The following is a 23,606-nucleotide window of genomic DNA, read 5'->3' on the forward strand; positions in this document are numbered from 1 at the left end:
ATTCCCGTATATACGGGTTCGACTGCTGTCACGCGTCGTCGTTTACATTTCTTTTTTCCAAGGCTTTTAATGACCTTTACAGAATTTTCATTTGATCGGCGGATCGGCGCCGGTATCAAATTCTGTGGCTACGACACCCCGACCCCCATTCAAGGCAAGGCTATTCCGCTGATCCTGCATGGACATGATGTTCTGGGATTGGCACAGACTGGCACAGGCAAGACTGCCGCTTTCGCGTTGCCTATTTTACAGAAACTCCTCACAACAAAATCCTCGAAAAGAGGCCCGCGTGTACTTGTTCTGGCCCCGACCAGGGAACTGGCTATTCAGATCAATGACAGTTTCGGTGCTCTGGCACGGAAAACCGGTATCCGCAGCAATGTCGTCATCGGCGGCGTAGGCATGAATCCTCAGATCAAGGCGTTCGACCGGTCTGATGTTATTGTTGCCTGCCCTGGTCGACTTGTCAGGCTTATCAATAGAGGAGCCGTCGATTTCAAAGCGATTGACACTCTGGTTCTTGATGAGGCAGACCGCATGCTCGACATGGGTTTTCTGCCGGACATCAAGAGAGTTCTCGCCTGTCTTCCGAGCAAGCGACAGAATCTTCTCTTTTCCGCAACCATGCCAAGGTCCATTTTGACCTTTGCAAAGCGCATTCTTGTTAACCCCAAGAAGGTGGAAATCAACACCAAGTCCCCTGTGTCTACTGTGAAGCACGTCTTCTACAAGACCAGTGACAAGGGTAAAGGCGAATTGTTGGATGACCTTCTTTCCCGGGGTGAACATCAGAGTATGCTGATTTTTACCCGGACCAAGTACAAGGCCAAAAACCTGTCCCGAAAGCTGTCCAAGACCGGGTATGACACCACGTTCCTGCAAGGGAATATGAGTCAGAACCAACGCGAGAAGGCTTTGAATGGCTTCCGCGAAGGGCAGTTCTCCATCATGGTGGCAACTGATATTGCTGCACGTGGAATCGATTGTGACAGGATAACCCATGTCATCAATTATGACATGCCCAATACCGTTGAAACTTATACGCACCGCATTGGTAGAACCGGCCGGGCTGGTCGGTTGGGCTGTGCGATAAGCCTGGTAACGCAGGAAGACGCATCTCAATTGCGCGCCATTAAAAGGGTTATGGATGTATCCATTGAGCAGAACCCTTTCGGAACCCCTGATGTATCCAGTAATAAACCGCGAAAAAAGGCAACAGCTTCTGCTCAGCGTCCCGCAAAGACGGCTGGTCAAAGACGTAGGCGCAAGCCTGGTCGAGCACAACGCTCGGCAGCCTGATTAATAGATATACAGTTAAACAAGTAGAAAATGAGTTGTCATCGGTATTGGTCGGTGACGCCGCAACAACAAAAAGTAACAGGAGAAAATTATGTCCAAGAATATCTACGTTGGTAACCTGCCCTGGTCCGCCACTGAAGAAGAAGTCCGCAATGCATTCGAAGCCCACGGTGAAGTCACTTCCGTAAAGCTGATCGAAGATCGTGAAACCGGTCGCCCCCGTGGTTTCGGTTTCGTTGAAATGAGCGACGATTCCGCTGCCATGTCTGCTATCGACGACATGGACGGCAAAGACTTCGGTGGCCGTAACCTCAAGGTCAACGAAGCCAAGCCTCGCGTCGAACGCCCCCGCTGGTAGTTTTACCAACCTGGTAACAGGTATTATGAACCGCTCCTCTTTATGGGGAGCGGTTTTTGCTCTTTCAGATTTTATATAACCGAACAGGAGACTGCCATGGCAAAGCCGAATTATTCATTTGAAAAGCGTCAGAAAGAACTGGCCAAAAAGAAAAAGAAAGAAGAAAAACGGCGGCGCAAGATGGCAAGAAAACTCGAGAATCAAGACGGAACAGAAGAAAATGCTCCTGAGAGCGATGAGGAAGAGTAACCTTCCGGTTGTAAATTCTGTACCCGAAAAAGGTTTTTGGTTGGTACGTATGTGCCAGTTCATTTTGAACTAAAGGCATTACCAACAAAAGAGGTTGTCCATGGATTTGGATAACCTTTTTTTTTATTACCAATATGAGTCGAGACTCGACTAGTTTCCTGTAATGTATTTCATTAACGGAGATAGGTTTACCCCTATAGTATAATTGTCTTGATTTTGATGCGCATTGCAACTAAAAAAATGGGCCTCGACTATCTGACTAGAAACCTGCCTATATTCTTGTTTTTCATCGTTCAATGCTTTGTGGGGGAGCCTTGATGATTCGTCTTTCTGACATTCGTATCCGTCCGAAACTTATTTTTCTGTTTCTTGTCACTGGTATCCTTCCGCTGATGGTGGTGGGCTTTTTCGGCACTAAGCTGGCGACCGATTCATTGATGGAGAAGTCGTTCAACCAATTGCTGACCGTACAATCCATCCGCAAGGGGCAGATCGAGGAATTCTTCAATAAATGCGTAGCGGATGTCGGCGTACTGGCTCGCACCGAACGTGTAGAGAAGATGGTAAACTCTCTCGAAAGCATGAAGGAGATCGCCGGGGCGGACCAGAGAACCAATCTGAATGTGAACTCCAGAGCGTATCTGGAGGCGATTGAGCCGTATGCCCGTCCTTTGAAAGAGTACGCAGAGTCGTATGGCTATCATGACATCCTCATCATGGAAGGGAACAACGGGCATGTATTGTTTTCTGTCGCTGGAGAGGACGACCTCGGAAGGAGTCTCCGGTATGGCAGGTACAGGAATTCCGGTCTTGCCATGGCGTGGCGTTCGGTCATGGACACCGGCCAACCCGCTCTTGTTGATTTCAGCAAATATGCCCCCAGTAACGGCTTGCAGGCTGCCTTCATCGCTCATCCCATTCGAGACGCATCCGAGACGCTCATTGGCGTCATCGCCATTCAGCTGACCTCGGAAATGATAACCAAAGCGGTTGATTCCCGGCAGGGCATGGGTGAGACCGGCGAATCCTATCTTTTCGGTATTAGCTCGATTACCAGAAAATACGAACTGCGCAGCGATATCCGCACGTTGGGCGATGGCAAATATCGTGTCGGATTCTCCTTCGACAATCCGCTCAACTACTGGGCCGATGCCGTGCAGGCAGAGATGGCTGGCGGGCATTCCCTCTACATAGACAGTGCTGGCAAAGAAGTGCTGGTGGCATACAACCAGTTGGATATCCCGGGACTTGATTGGTACCTCGTTTCGAAAATCGATGAGTACGAAGTGACAGCTCCTGTGAGGGCAACATACCGGACCATTGGCACAGTGGCTGGTGTGATGCTGTTCCTTATCATCTTGCTGGCAGTGTACTTTTCTCGATCCATCACCAGGCCCATTCTGGCGGATATGGAATTCGCCAAAGGAATCTCTGAGGGCAAGCTCGACATGGAGCTTACGGTTCATCAGAAAGATGAACTGGGCGACTTGGCTCACGCCCTGAACAGTATGGCCCGTAACCTTCAGGAGCTGGATTGGCTCAAGCGCGGCAAGGAAGGGTTGGATGACGCCTTGCGTGGCGAACATGAGTCCGACGAACTTGCCAAACGATTTGTTTCCTTTGTTACCAAGCACATGGACGCGCAACTTGGCGCCCTGTATGTGCTTGAGGATGAGGAACTGACCCTGACGGCAAGCTATGCCTTTACCGACCGCAGCGGCAATTTCAACCGGATCAAACTGGGCGAAGGAATGGTTGGCCAGTCTGCGCTCGAAGACGAGATTATCTTTTTCAACGACGTCAAGGGCGATGCCCCTGCCATTAACTATGGAGCAGGGGAAAAGGTACCCGGTACGTTCGTTACTATCCCGCTATCCTTTGAGGGTGTTGTTCTCGGCGTCCTTTTGCTGGGAACGGTCAACTCTGTCTCCCCGCTGCAGCGTCGCTTCATAGAACAGAACATCGAGAATGCCGCTATCCTCATGAATGCGGCCAAATCCCGTCAGATCATTCGGGAACTTTTGGAAAAGGCGCATCAGCAGCAGGAAGAGCTTCGCGTCACCAACGAAGAGTTGGAAGAGCAGGCCAAGGCGCTCAAGGAATCCGAAGCCGAGTTGCAGGCACAGCAGGAAGAACTGCGTGTCACCAACGAAGAGCTGGAAGAGCAGACAAAGGCCCTCAAGGATTCCGAAGCCGAACTGCAGGCGCAGCAGGAAGAGCTGCGTGTTACCAACGAGGAGTTGGAAGAGCGGACACAGGCCCTTGAAGAGCAGAAGGATGAGATCGCCAAGAAGAATAATGATCTGGTCAAGGCGCAGGACATTGTGCGCCAGAAGGCCCGTGATCTCGAAATGGCGAGCAAGTACAAATCCGAATTCCTCGCCAACATGTCTCATGAGCTGAGGACGCCACTGAACTCCATTCTGATCCTTTCCCAACTGTTTGGGAACAACAAGGACGGCAACCTGACCAAGAAGCAGATCGAATCTGCCAATGCCATCCATTCTTCCGGTTCCGATCTGCTGGCACTTATCAATGAGATCCTTGACCTCTCCAAGGTGGAGGCGGGCAAGATCGAACTGCTGGTCGAAAACGTCAGCATGGACTCCGTTGCAACCGACCTGAATCGCCTGTTCAAGGATGTCGCTGAGGACAAAGGGGTAGGCTTTGCCATTGAAGTCGAAGAAGGGCTGCCCAAGACCATCGAAACCGATTCCCAGCGTTTGCAGCAGATCCTGCGCAACCTGTTGACCAATGCGTTCAAGTTCACCTCTGAGGGAGGCGTCTCTTTATTCGTGAAACGTCCACCTCTTGAGCTCGTTTCCGACAACGGTATTGACCCGGCCAAGGCCGTTGCCTTTGCCGTGAAGGATGACGGCATTGGCATTCCGGAGGACAAACAGGCCGCTATCTTCAACGCTTTCCAGCAGGCGGACGGCAGCACAAGCCGTACCTATGGCGGCACCGGGCTGGGGCTGTCCATCTCCAAGGAATTGACCCATCTGCTGGGTGGTACGATTCGTCTCGAAAGTGAGGAAGGCAAAGGCAGTACATTCACTGTCATTCTTCCGGAAGAATATACCGAAAAGAAGGCCGATAAGAGTGTCCTGCCGGAAGGACTCTTGATGGAAGAGGCTTCTGAGGAACCGGTCAACGATACTGCTCCGTTAACCGCTGAACTTGCCGAAACGCCTGAACAGGGTCGATCTGGCAAGGGTAAGGATTTCCAATCCTGCGCCCCCAGTGAAGAGATAGCCCAGGACGCCGGTGTGACTCTGGCTGGCAAAAAGATTCCGCCGTGTGATCAGGAATACCTTGATGATGACCGGGAAAACGTCACTCCGGATTCACGCAGTCTTCTTATCATTGAAGATGACCGGAACTTTGCCAAGATCATGCGAGATTTCGGGCGGGAGCGCGGCTTCCTCTGCCTCGTGGCCGAGGACGGCGAGACCGGTCTGCACTTTGCCGATTACTATGAGCCCAGTGCCATTATTCTGGATATCGGCCTGCCTGGTATCGACGGTTGGACCGTCATGGAGCGATTGAAGGACAACGCCAAGCTGCGTCACATCCCAGTTCATTTTATGTCGGCTGACGACAGCTCGCTGGATGCCATGCGTATGGGCGCCATCGGATACCTCTCCAAGCCGGTGAGTCTGGAAAAGGTCGATGATGCCTTCTCTCGATTGGAGGACATCATCTCCAAGCCGGTCAGCAACCTGCTGCTGGTAGAAGACGACAAGGTGCAGCGCGAGAGCATCGAGGAGCTTATCGGCAACGGCGATGTCAAAACGACTTCCGTGGCCACAGGGGCAGAGGCCTTTGATGAGCTGGTGCGCGGCAGCTACGACTGCATGATTCTCGACCTGGGTCTTGAAGACATGTCCGGCTTCGATCTGCTCGAAAAGATTCGACTGAGTGACCGGGCTGCGCGAGTCCCTGTCATCATCTATACCGGTCGTGACCTGTCACGCGAAGAAGAGAACAAGCTGAATCGATACGCAGAGAGCATCATTATCAAGGGTGTGAAATCTCCCGAACGCTTGCTTGATGAGTCGGCCTTGTTCCTCCATCGTGTTGAGGCCAACATGCCTGCGGATAAGCAGAAGATGCTGAAAATGGTCCACGACAAGGAAGCGGTGCTGAGCGGTAAAAAGGTCCTGCTTGTTGACGATGACATGCGAAACGTATTTGCTCTTTCCAGTGTCCTTGAAGAGAGGAACATGGAAGTGCAGATCGCCAAAAATGGTCTTGAGTGCATTGAAAAGTTGGAAAAGGATGATTCCATCGATTGCATTCTCATGGATATCATGATGCCGAAGATGGACGGTTATGAAGCCATGACCGAGATCAGGAAGCAGCGGAAATATGAGAAGCTGCCGATCATTGCCTTGACCGCCAAGGCCATGAAGGGCGACAGAAGCAAGTGCATCGAGGCAGGAGCCAGCGATTATCTGGCCAAGCCGGTCAACACCGACAAACTCCTTTCGATGATGAGAGTCTGGTTGTACTAATATGCAGAATCCGGAAAAGATCGATAACGAGCGGCTTGAAATCAAGCTGCTTCTGGAAGCCATATACCAGAAGTATGGGTATGACTTCAGGGAATACGCCTGCGCCCATACCAAGCGTCGGCTGGATCATCGTCGCTCGCTGGAGGACATTTCCTCCTATTCGGAAATGATGCATCGCGTCATTTACGATGAGAACTTTTTCAATACACTGCTCCTGGATCTGTCTATCAACGTGACCGAGATGTTCCGCGACCCGTGGGTCTACAACCGGGTACGTGATTTCGTTATTCCTCACCTCATGACGTATCCGTTCATCAAGGTGTGGCATGCCGGTTGTTCCGCCGGACAGGAAGTCTATTCCATGGGCATCCTCCTTGAAGAGGAAGGTTTGAAGGAGCGTTGTCAGATATACGCCACGGACTTCAACGAGCGTATTCTTGCCAAGGCCAAGGACGGTATCTACCCCATGGATCTCGTCCGCGACTATACGGCCAATTACCAGAAGGCGGGCGGCAAGTATTCTCTTTCCGATTACTATACGGCCGACTACGAACATGTGGTCATCAAGCGCTCTCTCAAGGATCAAGTGCTGTTTTCGTCTCATAACCTGGTGACTGATGGCGTCTTTGGTGAGATGAACGTCATCTTCTGCCGTAATGTGCTGATCTATTTCAATCGTGATTTGCAGAACCGGGTTCTCAAGTTGTTCCGTGACAGCCTTTGCCCTGGCGGTTTCCTCTGCCTTGGTTCAAAGGAAAGCCTGAAGTTCTCTGATGTGGCCAAGGATTTTGAGGTCGTTGCAGAGCGTGAGAAAATCTACAGGAAGAAGCGCTAGAAATGATCCAGAGCACGGGAAAGAAATATTCAGCGATTGTGATCGGCGTGTCCGCAGGCGGACTTGCCGCACTCGACCGTATTCTGCCCAAGCTGAACTCGGATTTTTCCATTCCCATTCTCGTGGTGCAGCACATCAGCGCCGATTCCGAGAACTATCTGCCCCAGCATTTTAGCGTACGGTGCGCACAAGAGGTCAAAGAGGCCGAGGATAAGGAACCTATTGCACAGGGGACAATATATATTGCCCCGCCCAATTATCATTTGATGGTGGAGTGCGATCGAACTGTGGCCTTATCTATAGACCCCAAGGTCAATTTCTCCCGTCCATCCATAGATGTGCTTTTTGAAACAGCTGCCGATGCCTATTGTGACGAGCTGGTCGGCCTGGTTTTGACGGGCGGCAACTCTGACGGGGCCAAGGGGCTGGCCAAGATCAAGAAGCTGGGAGGACTGACTGTTGTTCAGTCGCCCGAGACCGCCGAGGTGGACGCCATGCCGCTGGCCGCCTTGGAAGCAGTGGAGCCCGATCATGTGGTTCCATTGAAAGATATTGCAAATTTTTTGAATGATATAAATGACGAAGGATTGTAATGGCTGCTGCTAAGATACTCATTGTGGATGACAGGCCAGAAAACTTGCTGACCTTGGAAAGCCTCTTGGATGAACCGGATGTCGAGCTTGTGAAAGCGAATTCCGGCGAAGAGGCGTTGGCGCAAATTCTGGATCACGATTTCGCTCTGGTGCTTCTGGATGTCCAGATGCCCGGAATGGATGGGTATGAGGTTGCTGAGCTCATGCGTGGTAACAAGAAGACCAAGAATATCCCCATCATTTTTGTCACCGCCGAGGTTCGCGGCGAGCACCACCTCTTTAAAGGATATGAATGTGGCGCGGTAGACTACCTGTTCAAGCCGCTGAATACCATGGTCTTTCAGAGCAAGGTCGGCGTGTTTCTCGACTTGTTCCGGCAAAAGGACGCGCTGCGCAGAAAGACTGTTGAATTGGATATGAAGCTGGTCGAACTGGAGGAGTTGCAGCAGCAGTTGGAGGAAACCAACGAGCAGTTGCTCTTGCTGTCGATCACGGACGGCCTGACCGGGCTTCTGAACAAGCGCCAGTTTGACGTTATCTTTGCGGACGAGTGGAATCGGGCACTGAGGAACAAATCCTCTCTGTCATTGATCATGCTGGATATCGACCACTTCAAGCCCTACAACGATACCTATGGTCATGCGCTGGGCGATGACTGTCTCATCAAGGTGGCCCATGCCATCTCCGACGTGGTCAAACGTGACGTGGATAAAGTTGCACGAGTCGGCGGTGAGGAGTTCGCTATCATTCTGCCGGGTACTGATCTGGAGGGCGCGGAGTTCGTGGCCGAAAAGGTTCGAAAGCAGGTAGAAAAGCTCGGTATTCCGCACACCAAATCTAGTATTTCGGAGCGTGTGACCGCCAGTGTCGGGGCATCGTCCACCATCCCTCAAAAGGAGCAGATCGTGCGGGACCTCATCAAGACCGCAGACACTGCATTGTACCAAGCCAAGACTGACGGAAGAAACTGCTGCCGAAGCATGTTGTTTGTGTAGGCGATTCCCTTTCTAGTCTGGGTAAACCAGGTTCTCTTCACCTATATTTTTTAAAACTTCTTCCAAATACTTCCTTGCTTCGGCTTTTGCCGTTGGAAGGTCCATCAGTGTGTAATTGCCGCACTCCACAGGGGACGCGCCGGGAATGTCTCCCGTGAAATCGGCCACAGTCTGAAACAGTTCCCTGATCAGAGGAACGATGGTCCGGGATTCGTGTTCGCCTCCGAGGAGCAGATAGAAGCCGGTCAAACAGCCCATGGGGCCGAAGTAGATGGTGGTGTCAGCATATTCCGCATGATTGCGCAGGAATGTGGCCGCGATGTGCTCGATGGTGTGAGATGCGGCCGGGTCCAGAGCGGCTTCGTTGTTGGGTTCCTTCATGCGCAGGTCAAAGGTGGTGACTGTAGCGTCGCCCACACGGTCTTTTCGGGAAACATAAATGCCGCGGTTCAGGCGGGTATGATCGATCTGGAAGCTCTTGATGGGTTTCATGGTCTCTCCTAGTGGATGTTTTCAAGGATGCCGAGGGCCATCTGGACGGAGTTGGCAGCCGCTTTGTCCAGGCTCTGACTATATGCGGCCGGATTGCCCGCCTCTCTGACCTTGTCGGAGATGGAACGGATCAGCAGGAAGGGGACATTGAACAGAAATCCTGTCTGGGCAATGGCAGCGCCTTCCATCTCCACAGCCATGGCATTGGGGAACTTGTCCGAAAGATAGGAGACCTGACCGGGAGTATGGATGAAGGCATCACCGGAAAGGATCGCGCCTTGGTGGACGGCAACGTCGTCGCCTTCGAGAGTTACCTGCCGTGCAAGGGAGAGAAGTCTGGTGTCCGCCTCATAGTTGGGCGGCATTTGTGGAATCTGGCCGATCTCGTATTCAAAGGGGGTGGCGTCCGCGTCATAGTGGCGAGCTTCCGTGGAAAGGACCACATCGCCAATCTCGACCTGTTCGGAGAAGCCGCCGGCAACGCCAATGTTGAGCAGGTAGTCGGGCTTGAAATTTTCCAGCAGCATGGTGGCCCCCACTGCGGCGTTGACCTTGCCGATGCCACATCGGGAAAGGACGACGTTCACACCGTTGATCCTACCCACATGAAAGGTGAATTGACCGCAGCAGACCTCTTCTTTCAGGTCCAGTTTCTCTTTGAGCAGGACCAGCTCCTCTTCCATTGCGGCGATTATTCCTATTTTCATTGTCTCTCCTTCGCCGAAATCGTCGGCTCTGGTTGCAAAATAGAGCGGAACCTATTAGTTAGTAAAATTACTATTTTTACCAAAATAGATTAGTCTTACTAATTGATAGGGCGAGGATGACAAGATGCTGCCTGATTTCAATAGATTACGGATTTTTTATCATATCTTTAACCAGCAGAGCAGTACGGGCGCAGCCAAAGTGTTGCATATTACTCAGTCCGGTGTGAGCCAACATTTGAAGAAGCTGGAAGATGAAATGCAGGTGTCCCTGTTCACCCGTGTGAACAGACGGCTGGTGCCAACCTCGGCAGGGCAAAAACTGTACAATATCGTCTCTGGTTTCGTGGAAGAACTGGAAGTCGGCGTGCGGCACATCAATGAGACAGATGAAGCGCCCTCGGGCAATCTGCGTATTGGTGCACCATCCGAGTTCGGAAAGACCTACCTCCCTCGCATCATGGCTTCCTTTCATCGCAAGTATCCAAAGGTCTCCTTTCACCTGGAGTTGAGTGACCCCACCGAATTATTCCGGCTGGTCTCTGAAGGAGAGCTTGATTTCGCATACATCGACATCCTTCCCATCCTCATGGATACCCCCGGTGGTCGGGCAACCTACACCATTGAGCCCATCGTGAAAGAGGAGTTCGTCCTTGCCTGCTCAGGCCGTTACTATGAAGAGCATGTTGCCGGAGCCGGATATGATGAACTGACCCGTCTCCAGTACATCGGCTACAAGGATGATATTGCCCTGTTCTCAAGCTGGTTCAAGCGTCATTATGGTGCCGCGCCGTCGTCGTTGGATATGACTCTGGTGGCAGACAATACCGGGGCCATCATCGCTGCCGTTGAGGAGGGAATGGGTATCGGTATTATAGTCAGCCACCTTGTCAGTGATCAGATCAGCGACCAGAGTATTGTTCCCATTCGGGTCAGCGACAAGAAACTGGAGAACACGATTGCCTGTGTGCAGTTCAAGAATAAGACGGAGACCGTGACCGAGAGCGCGTTCAAGGAGCATATGCGCGCTGAATTGGCCGAGGTATCGGCGCTGCGGTTGTTGGGGGAATAGGCGAAAAAGATAGCGGACAGCTGTCCTATGGGTTGCGTTGTGTCTGGTCTGATTCTACAACGTCAGCAGACGGAGGGTAGCCATGCTACACAATGAAATCAATGTCATCGCCTTTGATGCCGATGATACGCTGTGGGTCAACGAACCCATGTTTACGAATAATATCAGCAAGATCTGCGAAATGCTGGCCGAATATGGTGATGCAGAAACCATTGAGTCTGTGCTCCAGAAGACACAGGTCGGCAATATTGACGTCTTTGGTTACGGTTCGAAATCCTTCACTCTCTCCATGGTCGAAACTGCGCTGGCGGTGTCCGGTGGAAAGGCTGGTGGCGATCTTATCCAGCAGATCGTGAACATGGGTAAGGATATGAACCGTCACCCCATCGAACTGATTGATGGTGTCGAAGAAGTGCTGCAGCAATTAGGCGACCGTTTCAAGCTCATGATGATCACTAAAGGCGATCTGGTGGAGCAGGAGCGGAAGATTCATAATTCGGGTCTGGCCGATTACTTCTCCTGTATCGAAGTGCTCAGCGAAAAGGACGAGTCCTCCTACGCCAAATGTCTCGGGCATCATGGCGTGAACCGGGAGGAATTCCTTATGGTGGGCAATTCCGTCAAATCGGACATCCTGCCTGTTATCAACATCGGCGCGCAGGCTGTCCATATCCCGTTTCATACCACATGGTGTCACGAGACCGTTGACTGCTGTGATTTGGAGGGCAAGGAGTTCGTGACCATGTCCCATGCCTGTGAACTGTTGCCGGTGTTGCTGAGCGATCGCGACTAACCAGTTTAGGATTCTGTTTAAAGCAAAAGGCCTCCAGACAATCGTCTGGAGGCCTTTGATTTGGTGTCAGTCGGATACCTAGGATGCCGTCTTACCATCTTCTCTCAATATACCGATGTATGAACCGGTCACGAAAGCGGTGGCAGCAGTAATTGTCGTGGGCACGATGGCATGAACGCCGCCCATGGCGGGCTTCATGATGGTCAGGGCAATGAAGGTGGCCACGCCGCAGACAATGGAAGCGATGGCCCCGGTGGCGTTGCCTTTCTCCCAGTACAAGCCGATTACCATGGGGCAGAGGAAGGTGGCTTCCAGACCGCCGAAGGCGAACAGGTTGATCCAGACCAGCAGGTCCGGCGGTTCCAGTGCTGCAAGGAAGACCATTCCGCCGATGACCACCGTGGTGATGAGGCTCATCTTCTTGAGAGAGACCACCGGCATCTTGGATGCGTCGCCTTTGAGGCGGTAGTGGATGTAGAGATCTTTGATGATGGCAGCGCAGACCAGCAGGAGCATGGAGTCCACGGTGGACATGATGGCAGCCAGCGGTCCGGCGATGAAGATACCAGCCCAGACTGGGGAGAGCAGCTCCACGATCATGGTGGGCATGGCAAGGTCGCCTGCGGGCAGGTCAGGGAAGACCGCGCGGCCCATGGTTCCGGCCAGGTGGGCACAGAGGATCATGAAGCCGATGAGCAGGGTGCCGATGACCATGGCATTGTGCATGGCGCGGGAGTCGCGGTATCCCATGCAGCGCTGGGTGGTCTGTGGCAGTCCCAGCACGCCGATACCGACCAGCACCCAGAAGGAAAGGGTGAAGGGCTGCGGCACAGCGTTCTTTGGTCCGGTGGGTGTGATCAATCCCGGGTCAATGGATTTGAGTGTGGCGATGCATTTCTCGACACCGCCGCCAGCGTTGATGACAGCCAGCAGGACAACGACCACGGCCACAACCATGACGATGCCCTGAATGGCATCGGTCAGGACAACGGCGCGGAAGCCTCCAACCGCGGTGTAGAGCACCACGCTGATGCCGAACAGGCCGAGGCCCACGGCATAGGGGTAGCCAGTCACGGTCTGGAAAAGGCGTGCGCCGCCGATAAACTGGGCGAGCATGGCGGCCATGAAAAAGACGATCAGGGCGAGGGAACAGAGGATGACTACGGTGTCGCTCTTGAACCGGGCCCGCAGAAAGTCGGTGATGGTCACGGACTGGGTCTTACGCGCCATGATGGCAAAGCGCTTGCCGAGAATGCCCAGCGTCAGGAAGGTGGTGGGCACCTGAATCATGGCGAGCAGTACCCAGCTCAGGCCGAGGCGGTAAGCCACGCCCGGGCCGCCAACAAAGCTGCTGGCGCTGGTGTAGCTGGCGATGATGGTCATGGCGAGTACGAACCCGCCCATGGAGCGGCCACCAATGAAATAGTCTTCAATAAAGCCCTGAGAGGTGCCGTCCGAGGCCTTCTTTCGTGCCCACAGGGCGATGCCTATGGAGGCGAGCAGGTAGACGATAACCGGGATAACGGTTTCCATGGTGGCGGTCATCGATTGATCTCCTCATTGCTCATGGACTCCGGTTCTTCCGCATCAAGGGGCATCTCTTTGAAGAATTTGCGCACCAGCACCCAGAGCAGGACGGTGATGACGGGATAGCCCGCGATACAGCTATAAAAGAACCATGCCGGGAAACCGAAGACATAGGAGTATGTGTCGGGATCGGTATCGCCCATGCCGTAGCCGAAGACATACCACCAGACGAAATAGACGCCGTATGCCACAAGAGCTATCAACGCCTCCCGGTTGGCTTGGCGGAATCGCCGGTCAGTTTGTTTTTTCATGATGAGGTGTTCCTTTTTCAGGTTGACTGAGCGGCTTTTGATCGTTCAATCAATTTTTGTCAAGTCTTGGGAAAGTCTGTAACATTCGCACTTCAAATGAAAACCCCGCACCATCTTCAAGGATGGCACGGGGTTGATTTCATTCAAACATCCGTTGGCAGTCGTCGGACTTTTTTTAGCCGTTGACCAATCCGACCCGTTCGCCCATGCGAATGCTGGTTTCATATCCCTGCCTGGTGTTGTCGAGCAGGTCCTTGTCGATGCGAACCTTGCCCTTCTCCAGCAGCATGATGACGGTGGAACCGCCGAACTTGAACCAGCCCTTTTCCTGTCCCTTTTCGACCTCGGTGTTCGCCTTGTGTGTCTGGACAATGGAGCCGACCATGGTGGCGCCCACTTCGCAGAGGACCATTGCCCCGGCGTGTTTGGTACGCAGCACACTGCGGGCACGCTTGTTCTCCCAGTACACGCTCAGGCGGTCCTTCACGGCATATGGCGAGACAGAGTAGTAGTCGCCGTCGATGATGCGGGACTCGGAGACGATGCCGTCAGCCGGGAAGTGGAAACGATGATAATCCACCGGGGCCAACCGGATGATGAGCAGAGTGCCGCCCTCGAACTGGCGGGTGAGATTCGGGTCGCGCAGGAAGCTGTCCAGATTGAACTCCTGTCCCTTCACGAAAAAGGAGTCGAGGCCGGTGATGCCGTCGAAGGCCAGCACCTTGCCGTCGGCCGGAGAGACTACGCTGTTCGGGTCTTCATCTATGGGACGGGCGCCGGGCTTGAGCTCACGGATAAAGAAGTCGTTGAACGAGGTGTAGTCGTCCATGGGGCGAGTGGCCTCGCCCATGTTGATGTTCAGGTTCTGTACGAACTCGGGGATACGCTCCGTGGAAGAAGGCAGATCCATGCGGCCGCCGTACCATTCGGACAAGCATTTCCTCTTCACCACAGCGCTGAGGGCAATCTTGCCCACTGGGTTGTGATACAGCCACTGAAGCCACTTTTCTCCCGGCACGATCTCTTTGCGCAGTGCGCCGGATGTGCGGTCTTTGTATTCGATGTATTTCATGATGTTTCTCCGGGCGTGTCGCGCCGCCCATGCCGTTGGTATCAGATTTATTGGAAAGATGGGAAGGATCAGCTTGCAGGAAAGAAGTAGGCGATGGCCACGTATCGTCCGAGCTTGCCGATGGTGACCAGCAGCAGGAACAGCGGGAAATTGACCCGCAATACACCAGCCGCCACAGTGAGCGGATCGCCAATGACAGGCACCCACGCAAAGAGCAGGGAGCCTGCGCCATATTTTTCAAACCGGGCCAGTGAAGCGTTCACTTCATCTTCGCTGGCCGTTGAGAATTTGCGTTTGAACAGTTCGCCTCCGCCGTATCCCAGCCAGTAGTTGACCACCGCGCCCAGGACATTGCCCGTGGCGGCCACGCCAACCAGTGAGAATGGATCAAGTCCACCCGCTAACAGCGCGCCCAGCACCACCTCCGAACTCAGCGGCAGAATGGTTGCTGCAAGAAAGGAAGCCGTGAACAGGCCGAGGTATCCGTATTGTGCGAGAAACTCCATGCGGTGGTCCTTCGCGCCGTGCGCGGGTCGGTCCTCCTATGGCATGGATGGGACAACTGGGCAAGTAAAGTACGACTTGGAATCAGGCGTGTACGGCAGTCTTCTTCCCCGGCGCATTGCGGATGAGCAGGAAGAGGCCAATGGGGATGTACAGCCAGAGGCCGGAATCCGGAATGATGTATCCACCGACAGCCCCCATGAGCAGAAATACCGGGCCGAGGAAGGTGGGCAGGGAACCCGCCACGCGCACGGACCAGAATGTGAATCCGGCCACAATGAACATGAGCGCACCGCTGAACATGAACCAGAGGGCGGCCAGACGATCTTCGTGCGGTTGGTCAATGGTGCCCACGCCGTCCCGCAGCATGGCAGCAAGGGAATCAAAATCGAGAATCAGGCCAACCACAGTGTGCAGCGTGGCCATGAACAGTAAATACCAGGCACAACCTTTGAGCATTTTCATCGCTTCTCTCCTTTGAGGAATTGTTTGAGCATGGCGGTCCACAGGTCGATCATTTCGCCAATCCGCTCCTTGTCCGGGCGCGGCATGATCTGACGTGATCCCACGAACGTAGCGTATTCAAGCTGACTGAACAGTTCGGCCTGCTCGTCATTACCAAGCATATCCCGATAGAGTTTGCGCAGATATTCCATGCGCGCCCGGTCCACCTGCTCCTGATACTCTCTGGCCAGAGGATCGCGCAGGGCCCATGAACGCACTGCAACTTCAATGTCATCGTCCATTTCCTGTGCGAGGGCATCAAGCGTGCAGTAACTGTCTTCCACGGTGTCGGCCTGTTCGCAGACTTCAATGAATTGCTGGGTGTGCATCTCGGCCCAGTACTCCAGCAACTGTCGGGAGAATTCGTCGCGAGAACCGAAGTGATGGTAAAACGATCCCTTGGTCACCTTGAGACGCTTGCTCAAGGAGTCGATGGTCAGAGCGCGTTCACCGTGCTTGGCCAGTATGGTCAGACCGGCTTCGAGCAAGTCGGTGCGGGAACGCCTTTTGCGGGGTTTCTTTTCCGCCATGTTATCTCCTTCAAATAAACATACCATAAGGTATGGTATTGATAGCTTGTAGATCGAATCATGTCAACAGGGTGTGGGGAAGCCGTTGCTTGACCATTTGAGAGTATTTCCTGTTTATGCTAAATACTCACTTGGACAAATCGTCTGTTAAACACAATAAATGGAGTCAGTAGATCAATGATTTTAGTTCACTATCCCAGTTGAACCTCGGCTCGCAATGCCAAGGTTTGGCTTGAAGAGAAAGGTGTGGATTTTGAGATTCGTCACATCATCAAGGAGACGCCCACCAAGGAGGAGTTCCTCGCGTGGCAGGGTATCGCCGGTGTGGATAAGAAGAAGTTCGTGAATACCAACGGCAAGCGGTACAAGGATCTGGGTCTGAAAGAGACCATTGATTCCATGTCTGATGCAGAGTTGTTCGGCTTGTTGGAGAACGACGGTATGCTCGTGAAGCGCCCCATTCTCGTGGGAGACGATTTCGTGCTCATCGGTTTCAAGAAAGCCGAGTGGGAAACCCGCGAGTGGTAAGAGGTGAGATAGAATAGGAAACCGCCTTCGGCGGAATAGTCGGGTGATTTCGCCTCCGGCGGCCAAAGGGCTATGACCCTTTGGAATCCCTTTCTCGCCTTCGGCGAAAATAAATAATTAAAAGGCCTTGGAGATCCATTTCTCCAAGGCCTTTTTATACTTAACCGCGCCAAAGGCGCATGTGGGATTCTTAAGGCCTTCGGCCTTAAGCCTGCCGGGAGGCGAAATCACCCGACAATAGCCGCTCGCAGAGCGGCATCCCCTTCTGATTTTATTTCACACCACGTTTCTTAAAGAAGGCGACATATTGTTTGTCGGTCCCCATGATGTGTTCCACGAGCCAGTCCTTGAGGAAGTTCATTACCTCGATGGACACAACTGCCTTTCCGGACTGAAGCGCCAGCTCGAAATCGCCGACCTTCTCCACGAACTGGGTGTGGATGGCCTTGTGCTCCTCGGTCTCGGGGTAACGATGCAAGGCAAACAGTTTCTCTTCGTAAGCAAAGTGGGTGACCACGTAGTCCTTGAGGCCTGCCACGATCCGTTGGATGACTGATGCGGATTCCTTGTTGCGCATGGCCCGGTTCAACTCGTTGATGAGTTTGACCAAGGTCTTGTGCTGATTGTCGATGGAATCGATGCCCATGGCGAGTTTGTTGGTCCAGCTGACGAGATCATCGCTGGTGTTGACGGCTGCAACGTCGTCAGCAGAGGCCATGGATTGAACCGTCTGGTTGAGCTCGCTGATAAGGGCGGTGATGCTGCCCAGATTGTCGGCGGAACGGATCATGCCCTCGGTTGTGTCAGAGGCGATGCTGCTGACTTCGGTGACAGCGCGGTTGATCTCTTCGGCCGTGGCGGACTGCTCTTCGGAAGCGGTGGCAATGAGCTCCACCTGACCGGAGGTCTCGTCCACGATGGAGACGATCTCGTCCATGAATTGTCCGGCCTCGTTGGCGGCTTCAGTGGACTTATTGATGTCGTCGGCAGTTTCGATGACAGCCTGAACATTCTCCTCGGCCGCTTCCTGAATGGAGCCGATGGCCTTGGCCACTTCCTTGGTTGCGTCCATGGTCTTCTCTGCCAGCTTGCGTACTTCGTCAGCAACGACCGCAAAGCCACGCCCGGCTTCGCCAGCACGGGCCGCTTCAATGGCAGCGTTGAGGGCGAGCAGGTTGGTCTGGTCTGCGATGTCGGTGATGACGTTGAGCACCTGACCGATGGAGGACGCCTGTTGACCGAGCTGGGTCATGGTGTCCTTGAGCGCGTTGACGCGGGTGCCGATGCGGTTGATGGATTCCACGGAAGCGCGAACACCTTGTGCGCCGGTGGTGGCGTTCTCTTTGGAGATCATGGCGTTGCGCGCAGCGTGGGAGGCATTCTGGGCGACCTCTGCTACCGAGGCGTTCATCTCCTCCATGGCAGTGGCGGTTTCCGTCATACGGTCGCTCTGAATCTTCACACCTTCGGCGACATGGTCCACTTCCACGGACAGGGCGTTGACTGAATCGAGCACGTCGCGGGAAATGCGTTCTGCCTTGGAGGAAGCGATCTGCATGGCCTTGAGAAGTTCACTGACATGGGCTTCTTCCTCGTGGGCCAGCTTCATGGCATCTTCGGCTTCCTTACCCTTTTCCGCAGCCTGTTTGGCCTGCATCTGTGCCTGCGTGGTCCGTTCGTGCAGGTTGCCGACCATGGTGACAATGGTTTTGGCAAGAACATCCAGCTCAAAGCGAGGGGAGCCCTTGAATTCCTTTTCCGTATCTCCCTTGGAAACGTCATTGGCGTACTCCGCCAGTTCAGACATGGGGGTGAGCAGCGCCCGATTAAGCAGGAAGCAGATCAGTCCTCCCAGTACGATGAAGGCCAGTATCATAATGCCAATGAAATGCATGGCGGTGGACATGGCGTGATCGATTTCGGCGTCAAGAATGGAGCGAGGCTCGGCAAGGATGTGATAACCGATGAGCTTGCTCTGGATATCTTTGAGGGGGAGAGCGATGACAAACTGTGTGTCGGTGAGCATGCTGCCTTGTTTGAGCAGAGCCGCAATATCCAAACCGGAAAGAGTCTTCTTCACTTTGCTTGAGAACCAGGCATCTTGGGCCAACGGAAGTCCCCCGTATTTGGGAGCGTTGCCAAAACTCTTGGAAGCCGTTGCTGCTCTCTCAGCAATGAGCAGGGCGTAATGCTTGCCTTCGTTTTCAAAATTGCGTGAGACACTGCCAACACCTTGCAGGAACTGGAGGTAACCTACGGTATGCCCCCCTTGAGACATGGTGGCGGTGCCGCGAAGGAAAAAGCCGTTTTGATTGACCACAAAGTCGGCCAGGGCTTTGCCAGAATCGCGGACTTCCTTGAGCATGGGAACCAGTTGCTCACTCTTGTCGCCATATGTATCCGGCATCCAGTTTCGAAGGAAGGTTCGGAAATCAGTATCAAAGAGTTGGATCTTGATATCCTTGAAATTGGATTGCGCCTTGAATATCTGCCCAATGCGCTTGATTTCGGATTCGGCCTGATATCGATTCCCTTCGGCGGTCAGAGAGGCCATATTGCCACCGGATGCCATGGAGATGGCGTTGGTGATGCCAACGTCCATTATCTTTTCTAGACGTTGATTGACCTGATGTTTCAGGATTTGGGAACGTCCTTCACGGAGATGGGCTTCGATGGTGGATGCCCTGTAGAAATAGAAAGCGATGGAACCGGCCACCAGTATAACGATAAACGTGGCGATTCGGGGTATCAAATACCCGCGGAATGTCTTGGTCATTGTGAGGTTCTCTTCTTACTGCGTCGTTTTTATAGGCGGCGAAACCGAAGTGAGCGGATGCGTCGTCGGGATATATGGATGTGTTCTTAGCGTATGCTGCGCTGGGACTGGATAAATACCAGAGGAGAGGGCGGCTTTTCAACTGATAATTGCTATCGTCACCGAAAGAAAACTAAAGAGAAAAGGGGGTCCGAAATGATCGGAACCCCTTGGTTTTTCTTGTCTGGCTGTCCATGCTCAGATCCAAAACTTGTTTTAACTGTCTGAGTCTGCTCTCGATTCGCATTGTTCAGATTGCCTTTTCCAGACGAAGCAGTCGCTCCTTGGCATCAACTCCGAGAGCGAAACCTGCCAATTTGCCGCCCGTAGCTATGACGCGGTGGCAGGGAATAATCAGCGGAATGGGGTTTTTGGCATTGGCTGTTCCCACAGCCCGTGATGCATTGGGGTTGCCTATGGATTCAGCCATTTCTTTATAGGTTCTGACTTCCCCAAAAGGTATGGTGCGCAGGGCTTTCCAAGCCTTTTTCTGGAATTCCGTACCTTGGGGATTGAGCGGAAGGTCGAACTGGGTACGTTTGCCGTCGAAGTACTCCAGAATCTGCTTTCGTGCCTCGGTGAACATGGCATCGTCTCGTTGCCAGTTCTCTTTGATTATGAAATCCCGTTTCCCTTCGTTGGTGACCATGTGCAGGTGGGTGATGCCGTTTTCGTCGCCCACCAAAATGATCTCCCAGTATGGAGTTTTAAAGGCAGTATAATATGTCATTATTTATCCTCCAGAGAGTTCCATAGACACAGGGCGGCATAAGCACGGTAAGGACGCCACATCTGGCTGCGCTTCTCAATCTCTTTGAGAGTCGGCTTCACATCATTTTGTGTCATGGCTTTTATTACTCCAAGATCGCTGGCCGGGAAACTGTCGATCATTCCCAGTCCGCGCATGCCAACATAATTGGCAGTCCAGTCGCCAATGCCTTTCAGGGCGGTTAACCGCTCATGGAAATCTTCAAATCGTTGGTTCGTTGACAGGGAGATTGTCTTGTCCAATACCGCTCGAGTGGCTGTGCGTACAGTCTGCAAACGTGTCTTCGTCATACCGAGGCCTTCCAGATCCATGAAATCCAGTTCCTCGGCATTGGGAAAGAACCAGTCGAGACCTTTTGGAAACGTGTCGTCCGTTGGAAGCACGGCCCGTTCGGCAATGCGACCCGCCATGGTCGTAGCGGCCTTGACGGTAACTTGTTGGCCAAGGATGGCCCGAATCAGAAATTCGAATGGATTGAACGCAGCGGGCAGACGGGGAACATGACCGTCCTCAAGCCCTTTGGAGAGCAATTTGTCCTTGGCAAATCTTTTATTGATGGTCGAGAAGTTCGTGTCCAGATCGAACATTCTACGAACCCGGTTGTGTACCTCCATGAAGCACTTGATATCGTCGCAAACGATGGACAGTTCCAAAGCGGATGCGGCCGGATTGTCACCTACTGTGAAATATCCCTTGGTGTTATGGGTGCGAAATGTGCGGCTGTAGCTTTTATCCGTTACGAGCTCTACACCTTTGATGGCGCGCAGTCGCATGAAGTCGAGTATTCGATTGAAGTGGAACGGCGGTTGATAACGGAGCAGCAGTGTTGTGTTGTCACCACTATCGGAAACATCTGCCTGTTTGCGGAGTTGAGTGGGTGTGTAGCCGAAAATGTCTTTGATTGCATCATTGAACTGGCGGATGGAGCCGAAGCCGGAGGCGAACGCAATGTCGGCCATGGAATTTCCCGATGAAACTAGCAGCTTTTTGGCAAACAGCGCTTTGTGGTAGCGGGCTATCTTGATGGGCGGAACGCCCAGGTTGTCTACGAACAGCTTGCGAAGATGGCGTTCGGAAACTGCGACTTCCCCGGCCAAGTCTGCGAGAGAGCGGTCATTGAGATAGCCGTCGTAGATGAGTTGGAGGGCGGCATTCACTACTGATGCGCCGTCAACATTGCCGTTGTAGTAGTCCACTTCCACATCTGGACGGCAGCGCAGGCAGGGGCGAAATCCCCTATCCAAGGCTTCGAACATTGTGCCGAAATACTCGACGTTCTCTTCTTTGGCGATGGGGGAAGGGCAGGATGGGCGGCAAAAAATCCCGGTGGTTCTCACTCCGAAGAAGAAGGTGCCATCAAAGTTCTTATCCTTTTCCCGTCTGGCCCGGCTGTATTCCGTATGCATTGTCATTGTCCTGAAAGAAAGTGGTGACGATGTCTTTTCAATGCCTCATTGCTGCGGCTCATGCTGGCGGTTTTCGGTTATCGCATTGAATCAGATACAAGGCCAGTCGACAATTGAGATTGGCCAGATATGATAAGGAGGGGAGATGCAAAGTAGTAATGAGCAACCTTCATTTTTATTGGTGAGTTGGCTTATTAAAAGTATCATGACGCAGAATAAGGTTTGTCTATATGATTTCAATTGGTTGCTGCTGAAAGGCATGGAATAAAACGTGCGATTGTTTTTTTATAGACTCGTTGACATGGTTTGCCTGGGGGGATATGTAATCAAAGTGTGCAAATAACTTTTAGGGAGAATGGGTATGAAAAAAATCTCTTTGGCTCTGGCTGTCATGGTCATGAGTCTCCTCATTTCTGGTGTTGCCTTTGCTGGTGATGGTGGTTTCTATGGCGCCATCAAAGCTGGTGGGTCTTTCTTGGATGCTGACAAGACTCATTCCACCAACGCAACCACTGCTACGGTTACCAAGAGCAAGTTCTCTACCGATAGCGCCGGTGTCATTGGTGCGGCGGTTGGTTACAACTGGATGGATATGGATCTGCCGATCCGTACTGAAGTTGAATACATGTACCACAGTGATTTCAAGTACAAGTATGAAGACTCTAACTCCACCCTTACTGATGAAATCAATATCCAAACACTTATGCTGAATGGCTATTGGGATTTCTATAATTCCACAGCATTCACTCCGTACATCAACGCAGGTGTCGGTTTTGCTTGGGTTAAGGAAGACTTCAAGACTGGTGGCACTGTTTCTCTGAGCGAGCCTTCCAGTAAGACCAATACCAACTTTGCTTGGAACGTTGGTGCTGGTGTAGGTTGGAGCATCACTGAATCCGTCATTCTTGATCTCGCATATCGTTACGATTACTACGGTGATGGTCAGAAGGTCACTGGGACGAGTACTGGCAAGTCTGTGACGTCTCAGGTCAAGGATCTCGCAACTCACAATGTCCTTCTGGGCCTTCGCTACCAGTTCTAGTAGCAACGCCTGATACGGCAATTCAGAAGCCCCGCCTTTTGGCGGGGCTTTTTTTGTGCCTCGGAATGACTGTGTGCGATCAAAATGACACGTCATGGACGTTCTGATCTACCCCGTATTTCGATAATAATTGTCCCAGCAGTTTGGCTTTTTTATATATGATAATGGGCACTCGTCGAAACGATTGCGCAAACGTTTCGATTTGTGTTACGGGGATGAAACGACGTGGGTGGTCGTCTTCAAATTAAGGGATGGAAAACGATGAAACGTACCAAGCTCATTAACTCAGAGCTGTCTTATGTGCTTGCGAAAATGGGGCATTTTGATGCCATCACGATTGCTGATGCTGGTTTGCCGATTCCTCCGGGAGTGCAGCGAATTGATCTGGCCGTTTCCGAGGGCGTGCCTTCCTTCATGGATGTTGTGAAAGCCGTGGTTTCGGAATTCGAGATTGAATCAGTGGAACTGGCTACTGAGTTTGTTGAGGTGAGCCCGGAACTTCACAATGAACTCGTTGTCTATTTGGACGAGGTTGGCAAGGAACGTCGTCGCGAGATTCCCAAAGAGTATATGGTGCACGATCTTTACAAGGACAGCACCAAAAAGAGCGTTGCTGTTGTTCGTACTGGTGAGCATACCCCGTATGCCAACATTACTTTGAAGTCCGGCGTGGTTTTCTAGCGGTGTCGTC

General features: G+C 52.7%; 23 protein-coding genes. 12 read left to right on the forward strand and 11 right to left on the reverse strand.

Features of this window, described 5'->3' with window-relative positions; genetic code table 11:
* The first annotated feature begins 69 nt into the window (after positions 1-69).
* The 7 genes from HFN16_RS12025 (at position 70) to HFN16_RS12055 (ending at position 8,846) form a co-directional block, all read left to right on the forward strand.
* Positions 70-1,299, forward strand: a complete 1,230-nt coding sequence (locus HFN16_RS12025; protein ID WP_168890982.1) for a DEAD/DEAH box helicase — start codon at positions 70-72, stop codon at positions 1,297-1,299.
* 91 nt (positions 1,300-1,390) lie between these two features.
* Positions 1,391-1,657: an RNA-binding protein gene (locus HFN16_RS12030; RefSeq protein WP_168890983.1), complete on the forward strand. Its 267-nt coding sequence runs from the start codon at positions 1,391-1,393 to the stop codon at positions 1,655-1,657.
* 96 nt (positions 1,658-1,753) lie between these two features.
* A complete protein-coding gene (locus HFN16_RS12035; RefSeq protein WP_168890984.1) occupies positions 1,754-1,906 on the forward strand; it encodes a hypothetical protein in 153 nt (50 codons plus the stop codon).
* 317 nt (positions 1,907-2,223) lie between these two features.
* Complete coding sequence (locus tag HFN16_RS12040; protein WP_168890985.1) at positions 2,224-6,423, forward strand: response regulator; 4,200 nt, start codon at positions 2,224-2,226, stop codon at positions 6,421-6,423.
* A gap of 1 nt (position 6,424) precedes the next feature.
* On the forward strand, positions 6,425-7,258 hold the full coding sequence (locus HFN16_RS12045; protein ID WP_168890986.1) for a protein-glutamate O-methyltransferase CheR: 834 nt from the start codon (positions 6,425-6,427) through the stop codon (positions 7,256-7,258).
* A gap of 2 nt (positions 7,259-7,260) precedes the next feature.
* A complete protein-coding gene (locus HFN16_RS12050) occupies positions 7,261-7,851 on the forward strand; it encodes a chemotaxis protein CheB (RefSeq protein WP_168890987.1) in 591 nt (196 codons plus the stop codon).
* Positions 7,851-8,846: a diguanylate cyclase gene (locus HFN16_RS12055; RefSeq protein ID WP_168890988.1), complete on the forward strand. Its 996-nt coding sequence runs from the start codon at positions 7,851-7,853 to the stop codon at positions 8,844-8,846. The genes HFN16_RS12050 and HFN16_RS12055 overlap by 1 nt, the downstream gene beginning before the upstream one ends.
* Positions 8,847-8,858: 12 nt before the next feature.
* Here the strand turns inward: HFN16_RS12055 and HFN16_RS12060 are convergent, their stop codons facing one another.
* Together HFN16_RS12060 and HFN16_RS12065 are read right to left on the reverse strand one after the other, a co-directional pair.
* Positions 8,859-9,338, reverse strand: a complete 480-nt coding sequence (locus HFN16_RS12060) for an S-ribosylhomocysteine lyase (RefSeq protein ID WP_168890989.1) — start codon at positions 9,336-9,338, stop codon at positions 8,859-8,861.
* Positions 9,339-9,346: 8 nt separating this feature from the next.
* Entirely contained in the window at positions 9,347-10,045 is a 699-nt protein-coding gene (locus HFN16_RS12065) for a 5'-methylthioadenosine/adenosylhomocysteine nucleosidase (RefSeq protein WP_168890990.1), read from the reverse strand.
* 124 nt (positions 10,046-10,169) lie between these two features.
* On the opposite strand from HFN16_RS12065, the gene HFN16_RS12070 reads away from it, so the two are divergent.
* The gene (locus tag HFN16_RS12070) at positions 10,170-11,114 is read left to right on the forward strand and encodes a LysR family transcriptional regulator (protein WP_168890991.1); all 945 of its coding nucleotides are present in this window, start codon (positions 10,170-10,172) and stop codon (positions 11,112-11,114) included.
* 82 nt (positions 11,115-11,196) lie between these two features.
* Entirely contained in the window at positions 11,197-11,907 is a 711-nt protein-coding gene (locus tag HFN16_RS12075) for an HAD family hydrolase (protein WP_168890992.1), read from the forward strand.
* A 78-nt stretch (positions 11,908-11,985) separates the two neighbouring features.
* On the opposite strand, the gene panF is transcribed toward HFN16_RS12075, so the two are convergent.
* From panF to HFN16_RS12105, 6 genes are all read right to left on the reverse strand, one after another.
* On the reverse strand, positions 11,986-13,452 hold the full coding sequence (gene panF, locus HFN16_RS12080; protein ID WP_168890993.1) for a sodium/pantothenate symporter: 1,467 nt from the start codon (positions 13,450-13,452) through the stop codon (positions 11,986-11,988).
* Positions 13,449-13,745 carry a YhdT family protein gene (locus HFN16_RS12085; RefSeq protein ID WP_168890994.1) on the reverse strand — a complete coding sequence of 99 codons (297 nt, stop codon included), beginning with the start codon at positions 13,743-13,745 and terminating at the stop codon, positions 13,449-13,451. The genes panF and HFN16_RS12085 overlap by 4 nt, the downstream gene beginning before the upstream one ends.
* A gap of 175 nt (positions 13,746-13,920) precedes the next feature.
* A complete protein-coding gene (locus HFN16_RS12090; protein ID WP_168890995.1) occupies positions 13,921-14,817 on the reverse strand; it encodes a phosphatidylserine decarboxylase in 897 nt (298 codons plus the stop codon).
* Between the two features lie 68 nt (positions 14,818-14,885).
* Complete coding sequence (locus HFN16_RS12095; protein ID WP_168890996.1) at positions 14,886-15,323, reverse strand: YqaA family protein; 438 nt, start codon at positions 15,321-15,323, stop codon at positions 14,886-14,888.
* An 82-nt stretch (positions 15,324-15,405) separates the two neighbouring features.
* A complete protein-coding gene (locus HFN16_RS12100) occupies positions 15,406-15,786 on the reverse strand; it encodes a DUF6463 family protein (protein ID WP_168890997.1) in 381 nt (126 codons plus the stop codon).
* On the reverse strand, positions 15,783-16,355 hold the full coding sequence (locus HFN16_RS12105; RefSeq protein ID WP_168890998.1) for a TetR/AcrR family transcriptional regulator: 573 nt from the start codon (positions 16,353-16,355) through the stop codon (positions 15,783-15,785). The genes HFN16_RS12100 and HFN16_RS12105 overlap by 4 nt, the downstream gene beginning before the upstream one ends.
* A gap of 246 nt (positions 16,356-16,601) precedes the next feature.
* Between HFN16_RS12105 and HFN16_RS12110 the strand changes: the two genes are divergently transcribed.
* Positions 16,602-16,883 (forward strand): ArsC/Spx/MgsR family protein, encoded by a 282-nt coding sequence (locus HFN16_RS12110; protein ID WP_210772192.1) that lies wholly within the window; start codon positions 16,602-16,604, stop codon positions 16,881-16,883.
* 271 nt (positions 16,884-17,154) lie between these two features.
* Here the strand turns inward: HFN16_RS12110 and HFN16_RS12115 are convergent, their stop codons facing one another.
* The 3 genes from HFN16_RS12115 to HFN16_RS12125 form a co-directional block, all read right to left on the reverse strand.
* The gene (locus HFN16_RS12115; protein WP_168891000.1) at positions 17,155-19,659 is read right to left on the reverse strand and encodes a bacteriohemerythrin; all 2,505 of its coding nucleotides are present in this window, start codon (positions 19,657-19,659) and stop codon (positions 17,155-17,157) included.
* 289 nt (positions 19,660-19,948) lie between these two features.
* The gene (locus HFN16_RS12120; protein ID WP_168891001.1) at positions 19,949-20,428 is read right to left on the reverse strand and encodes a methylated-DNA--[protein]-cysteine S-methyltransferase; all 480 of its coding nucleotides are present in this window, start codon (positions 20,426-20,428) and stop codon (positions 19,949-19,951) included.
* Positions 20,428-21,873 (reverse strand): DNA-3-methyladenine glycosylase 2, encoded by a 1,446-nt coding sequence (locus HFN16_RS12125; protein WP_168891002.1) that lies wholly within the window; start codon positions 21,871-21,873, stop codon positions 20,428-20,430. Before HFN16_RS12125 ends, HFN16_RS12120 begins: the two co-directional genes overlap by 1 nt.
* Before the next feature lie 361 nt (positions 21,874-22,234).
* On the opposite strand from HFN16_RS12125, the gene HFN16_RS12130 reads away from it, so the two are divergent.
* Both HFN16_RS12130 and rbsD read left to right on the forward strand, forming a co-directional pair.
* Positions 22,235-22,915: an outer membrane protein gene (locus tag HFN16_RS12130; RefSeq protein WP_168891003.1), complete on the forward strand. Its 681-nt coding sequence runs from the start codon at positions 22,235-22,237 to the stop codon at positions 22,913-22,915.
* Positions 22,916-23,176: 261 nt separating this feature from the next.
* The gene (gene rbsD / locus HFN16_RS12135; protein WP_168891004.1) at positions 23,177-23,596 is read left to right on the forward strand and encodes a D-ribose pyranase; all 420 of its coding nucleotides are present in this window, start codon (positions 23,177-23,179) and stop codon (positions 23,594-23,596) included.
* Positions 23,597-23,606: the final 10 nt, after the last annotated feature.

Origin of the sequence: Pseudodesulfovibrio sp. zrk46 (assembly GCF_012516435.1) — a bacterium.
Classification (GTDB): Bacteria; Desulfobacterota; Desulfovibrionia; order Desulfovibrionales; family Desulfovibrionaceae; genus Pseudodesulfovibrio.

Bases quoted from the DNA above. Each gene is read 5' to 3' on its own strand.
- HFN16_RS12120 (WP_168891001.1), bottom strand. From the start codon at position 20,428: ATGACATATTATACTGCCTTTAAAACTCCATACTGGGAGATCATTTTG.
- HFN16_RS12050 (WP_168890987.1), top strand. From the start codon at position 7,261: ATGATCCAGAGCACGGGAAAGAAATATTCAGCGATTGTGATCGGCGTG.
- HFN16_RS12105 (WP_168890998.1), bottom strand. From the start codon at position 16,355: ATGGCGGAAAAGAAACCCCGCAAAAGGCGTTCCCGCACCGACTTGCTC.
- HFN16_RS12090 (WP_168890995.1), bottom strand. From the start codon at position 14,817: ATGAAATACATCGAATACAAAGACCGCACATCCGGCGCACTGCGCAAA.
- HFN16_RS12045 (WP_168890986.1), top strand. From the start codon at position 6,425: ATGCAGAATCCGGAAAAGATCGATAACGAGCGGCTTGAAATCAAGCTG.
- panF (WP_168890993.1), bottom strand. From the start codon at position 13,452: ATGACCGCCACCATGGAAACCGTTATCCCGGTTATCGTCTACCTGCTC.
- HFN16_RS12060 (WP_168890989.1), bottom strand. From the start codon at position 9,338: ATGAAACCCATCAAGAGCTTCCAGATCGATCATACCCGCCTGAACCGC.
- HFN16_RS12025 (WP_168890982.1), top strand. From the start codon at position 70: ATGACCTTTACAGAATTTTCATTTGATCGGCGGATCGGCGCCGGTATC.
- HFN16_RS12100 (WP_168890997.1), bottom strand. From the start codon at position 15,786: ATGAAAATGCTCAAAGGTTGTGCCTGGTATTTACTGTTCATGGCCACG.
- HFN16_RS12055 (WP_168890988.1), top strand. From the start codon at position 7,851: ATGGCTGCTGCTAAGATACTCATTGTGGATGACAGGCCAGAAAACTTG.
- HFN16_RS12125 (WP_168891002.1), bottom strand. From the start codon at position 21,873: ATGCATACGGAATACAGCCGGGCCAGACGGGAAAAGGATAAGAACTTT.
- HFN16_RS12040 (WP_168890985.1), top strand. From the start codon at position 2,224: ATGATTCGTCTTTCTGACATTCGTATCCGTCCGAAACTTATTTTTCTG.
- HFN16_RS12095 (WP_168890996.1), bottom strand. From the start codon at position 15,323: ATGGAGTTTCTCGCACAATACGGATACCTCGGCCTGTTCACGGCTTCC.
- HFN16_RS12070 (WP_168890991.1), top strand. From the start codon at position 10,170: ATGCTGCCTGATTTCAATAGATTACGGATTTTTTATCATATCTTTAAC.
- HFN16_RS12030 (WP_168890983.1), top strand. From the start codon at position 1,391: ATGTCCAAGAATATCTACGTTGGTAACCTGCCCTGGTCCGCCACTGAA.
- HFN16_RS12075 (WP_168890992.1), top strand. From the start codon at position 11,197: ATGCTACACAATGAAATCAATGTCATCGCCTTTGATGCCGATGATACG.
- rbsD (WP_168891004.1), top strand. From the start codon at position 23,177: ATGAAACGTACCAAGCTCATTAACTCAGAGCTGTCTTATGTGCTTGCG.
- HFN16_RS12130 (WP_168891003.1), top strand. From the start codon at position 22,235: ATGAAAAAAATCTCTTTGGCTCTGGCTGTCATGGTCATGAGTCTCCTC.
- HFN16_RS12115 (WP_168891000.1), bottom strand. From the start codon at position 19,659: ATGACCAAGACATTCCGCGGGTATTTGATACCCCGAATCGCCACGTTT.
- HFN16_RS12085 (WP_168890994.1), bottom strand. From the start codon at position 13,745: ATGAAAAAACAAACTGACCGGCGATTCCGCCAAGCCAACCGGGAGGCG.
- HFN16_RS12035 (WP_168890984.1), top strand. From the start codon at position 1,754: ATGGCAAAGCCGAATTATTCATTTGAAAAGCGTCAGAAAGAACTGGCC.
- HFN16_RS12065 (WP_168890990.1), bottom strand. From the start codon at position 10,045: ATGAAAATAGGAATAATCGCCGCAATGGAAGAGGAGCTGGTCCTGCTC.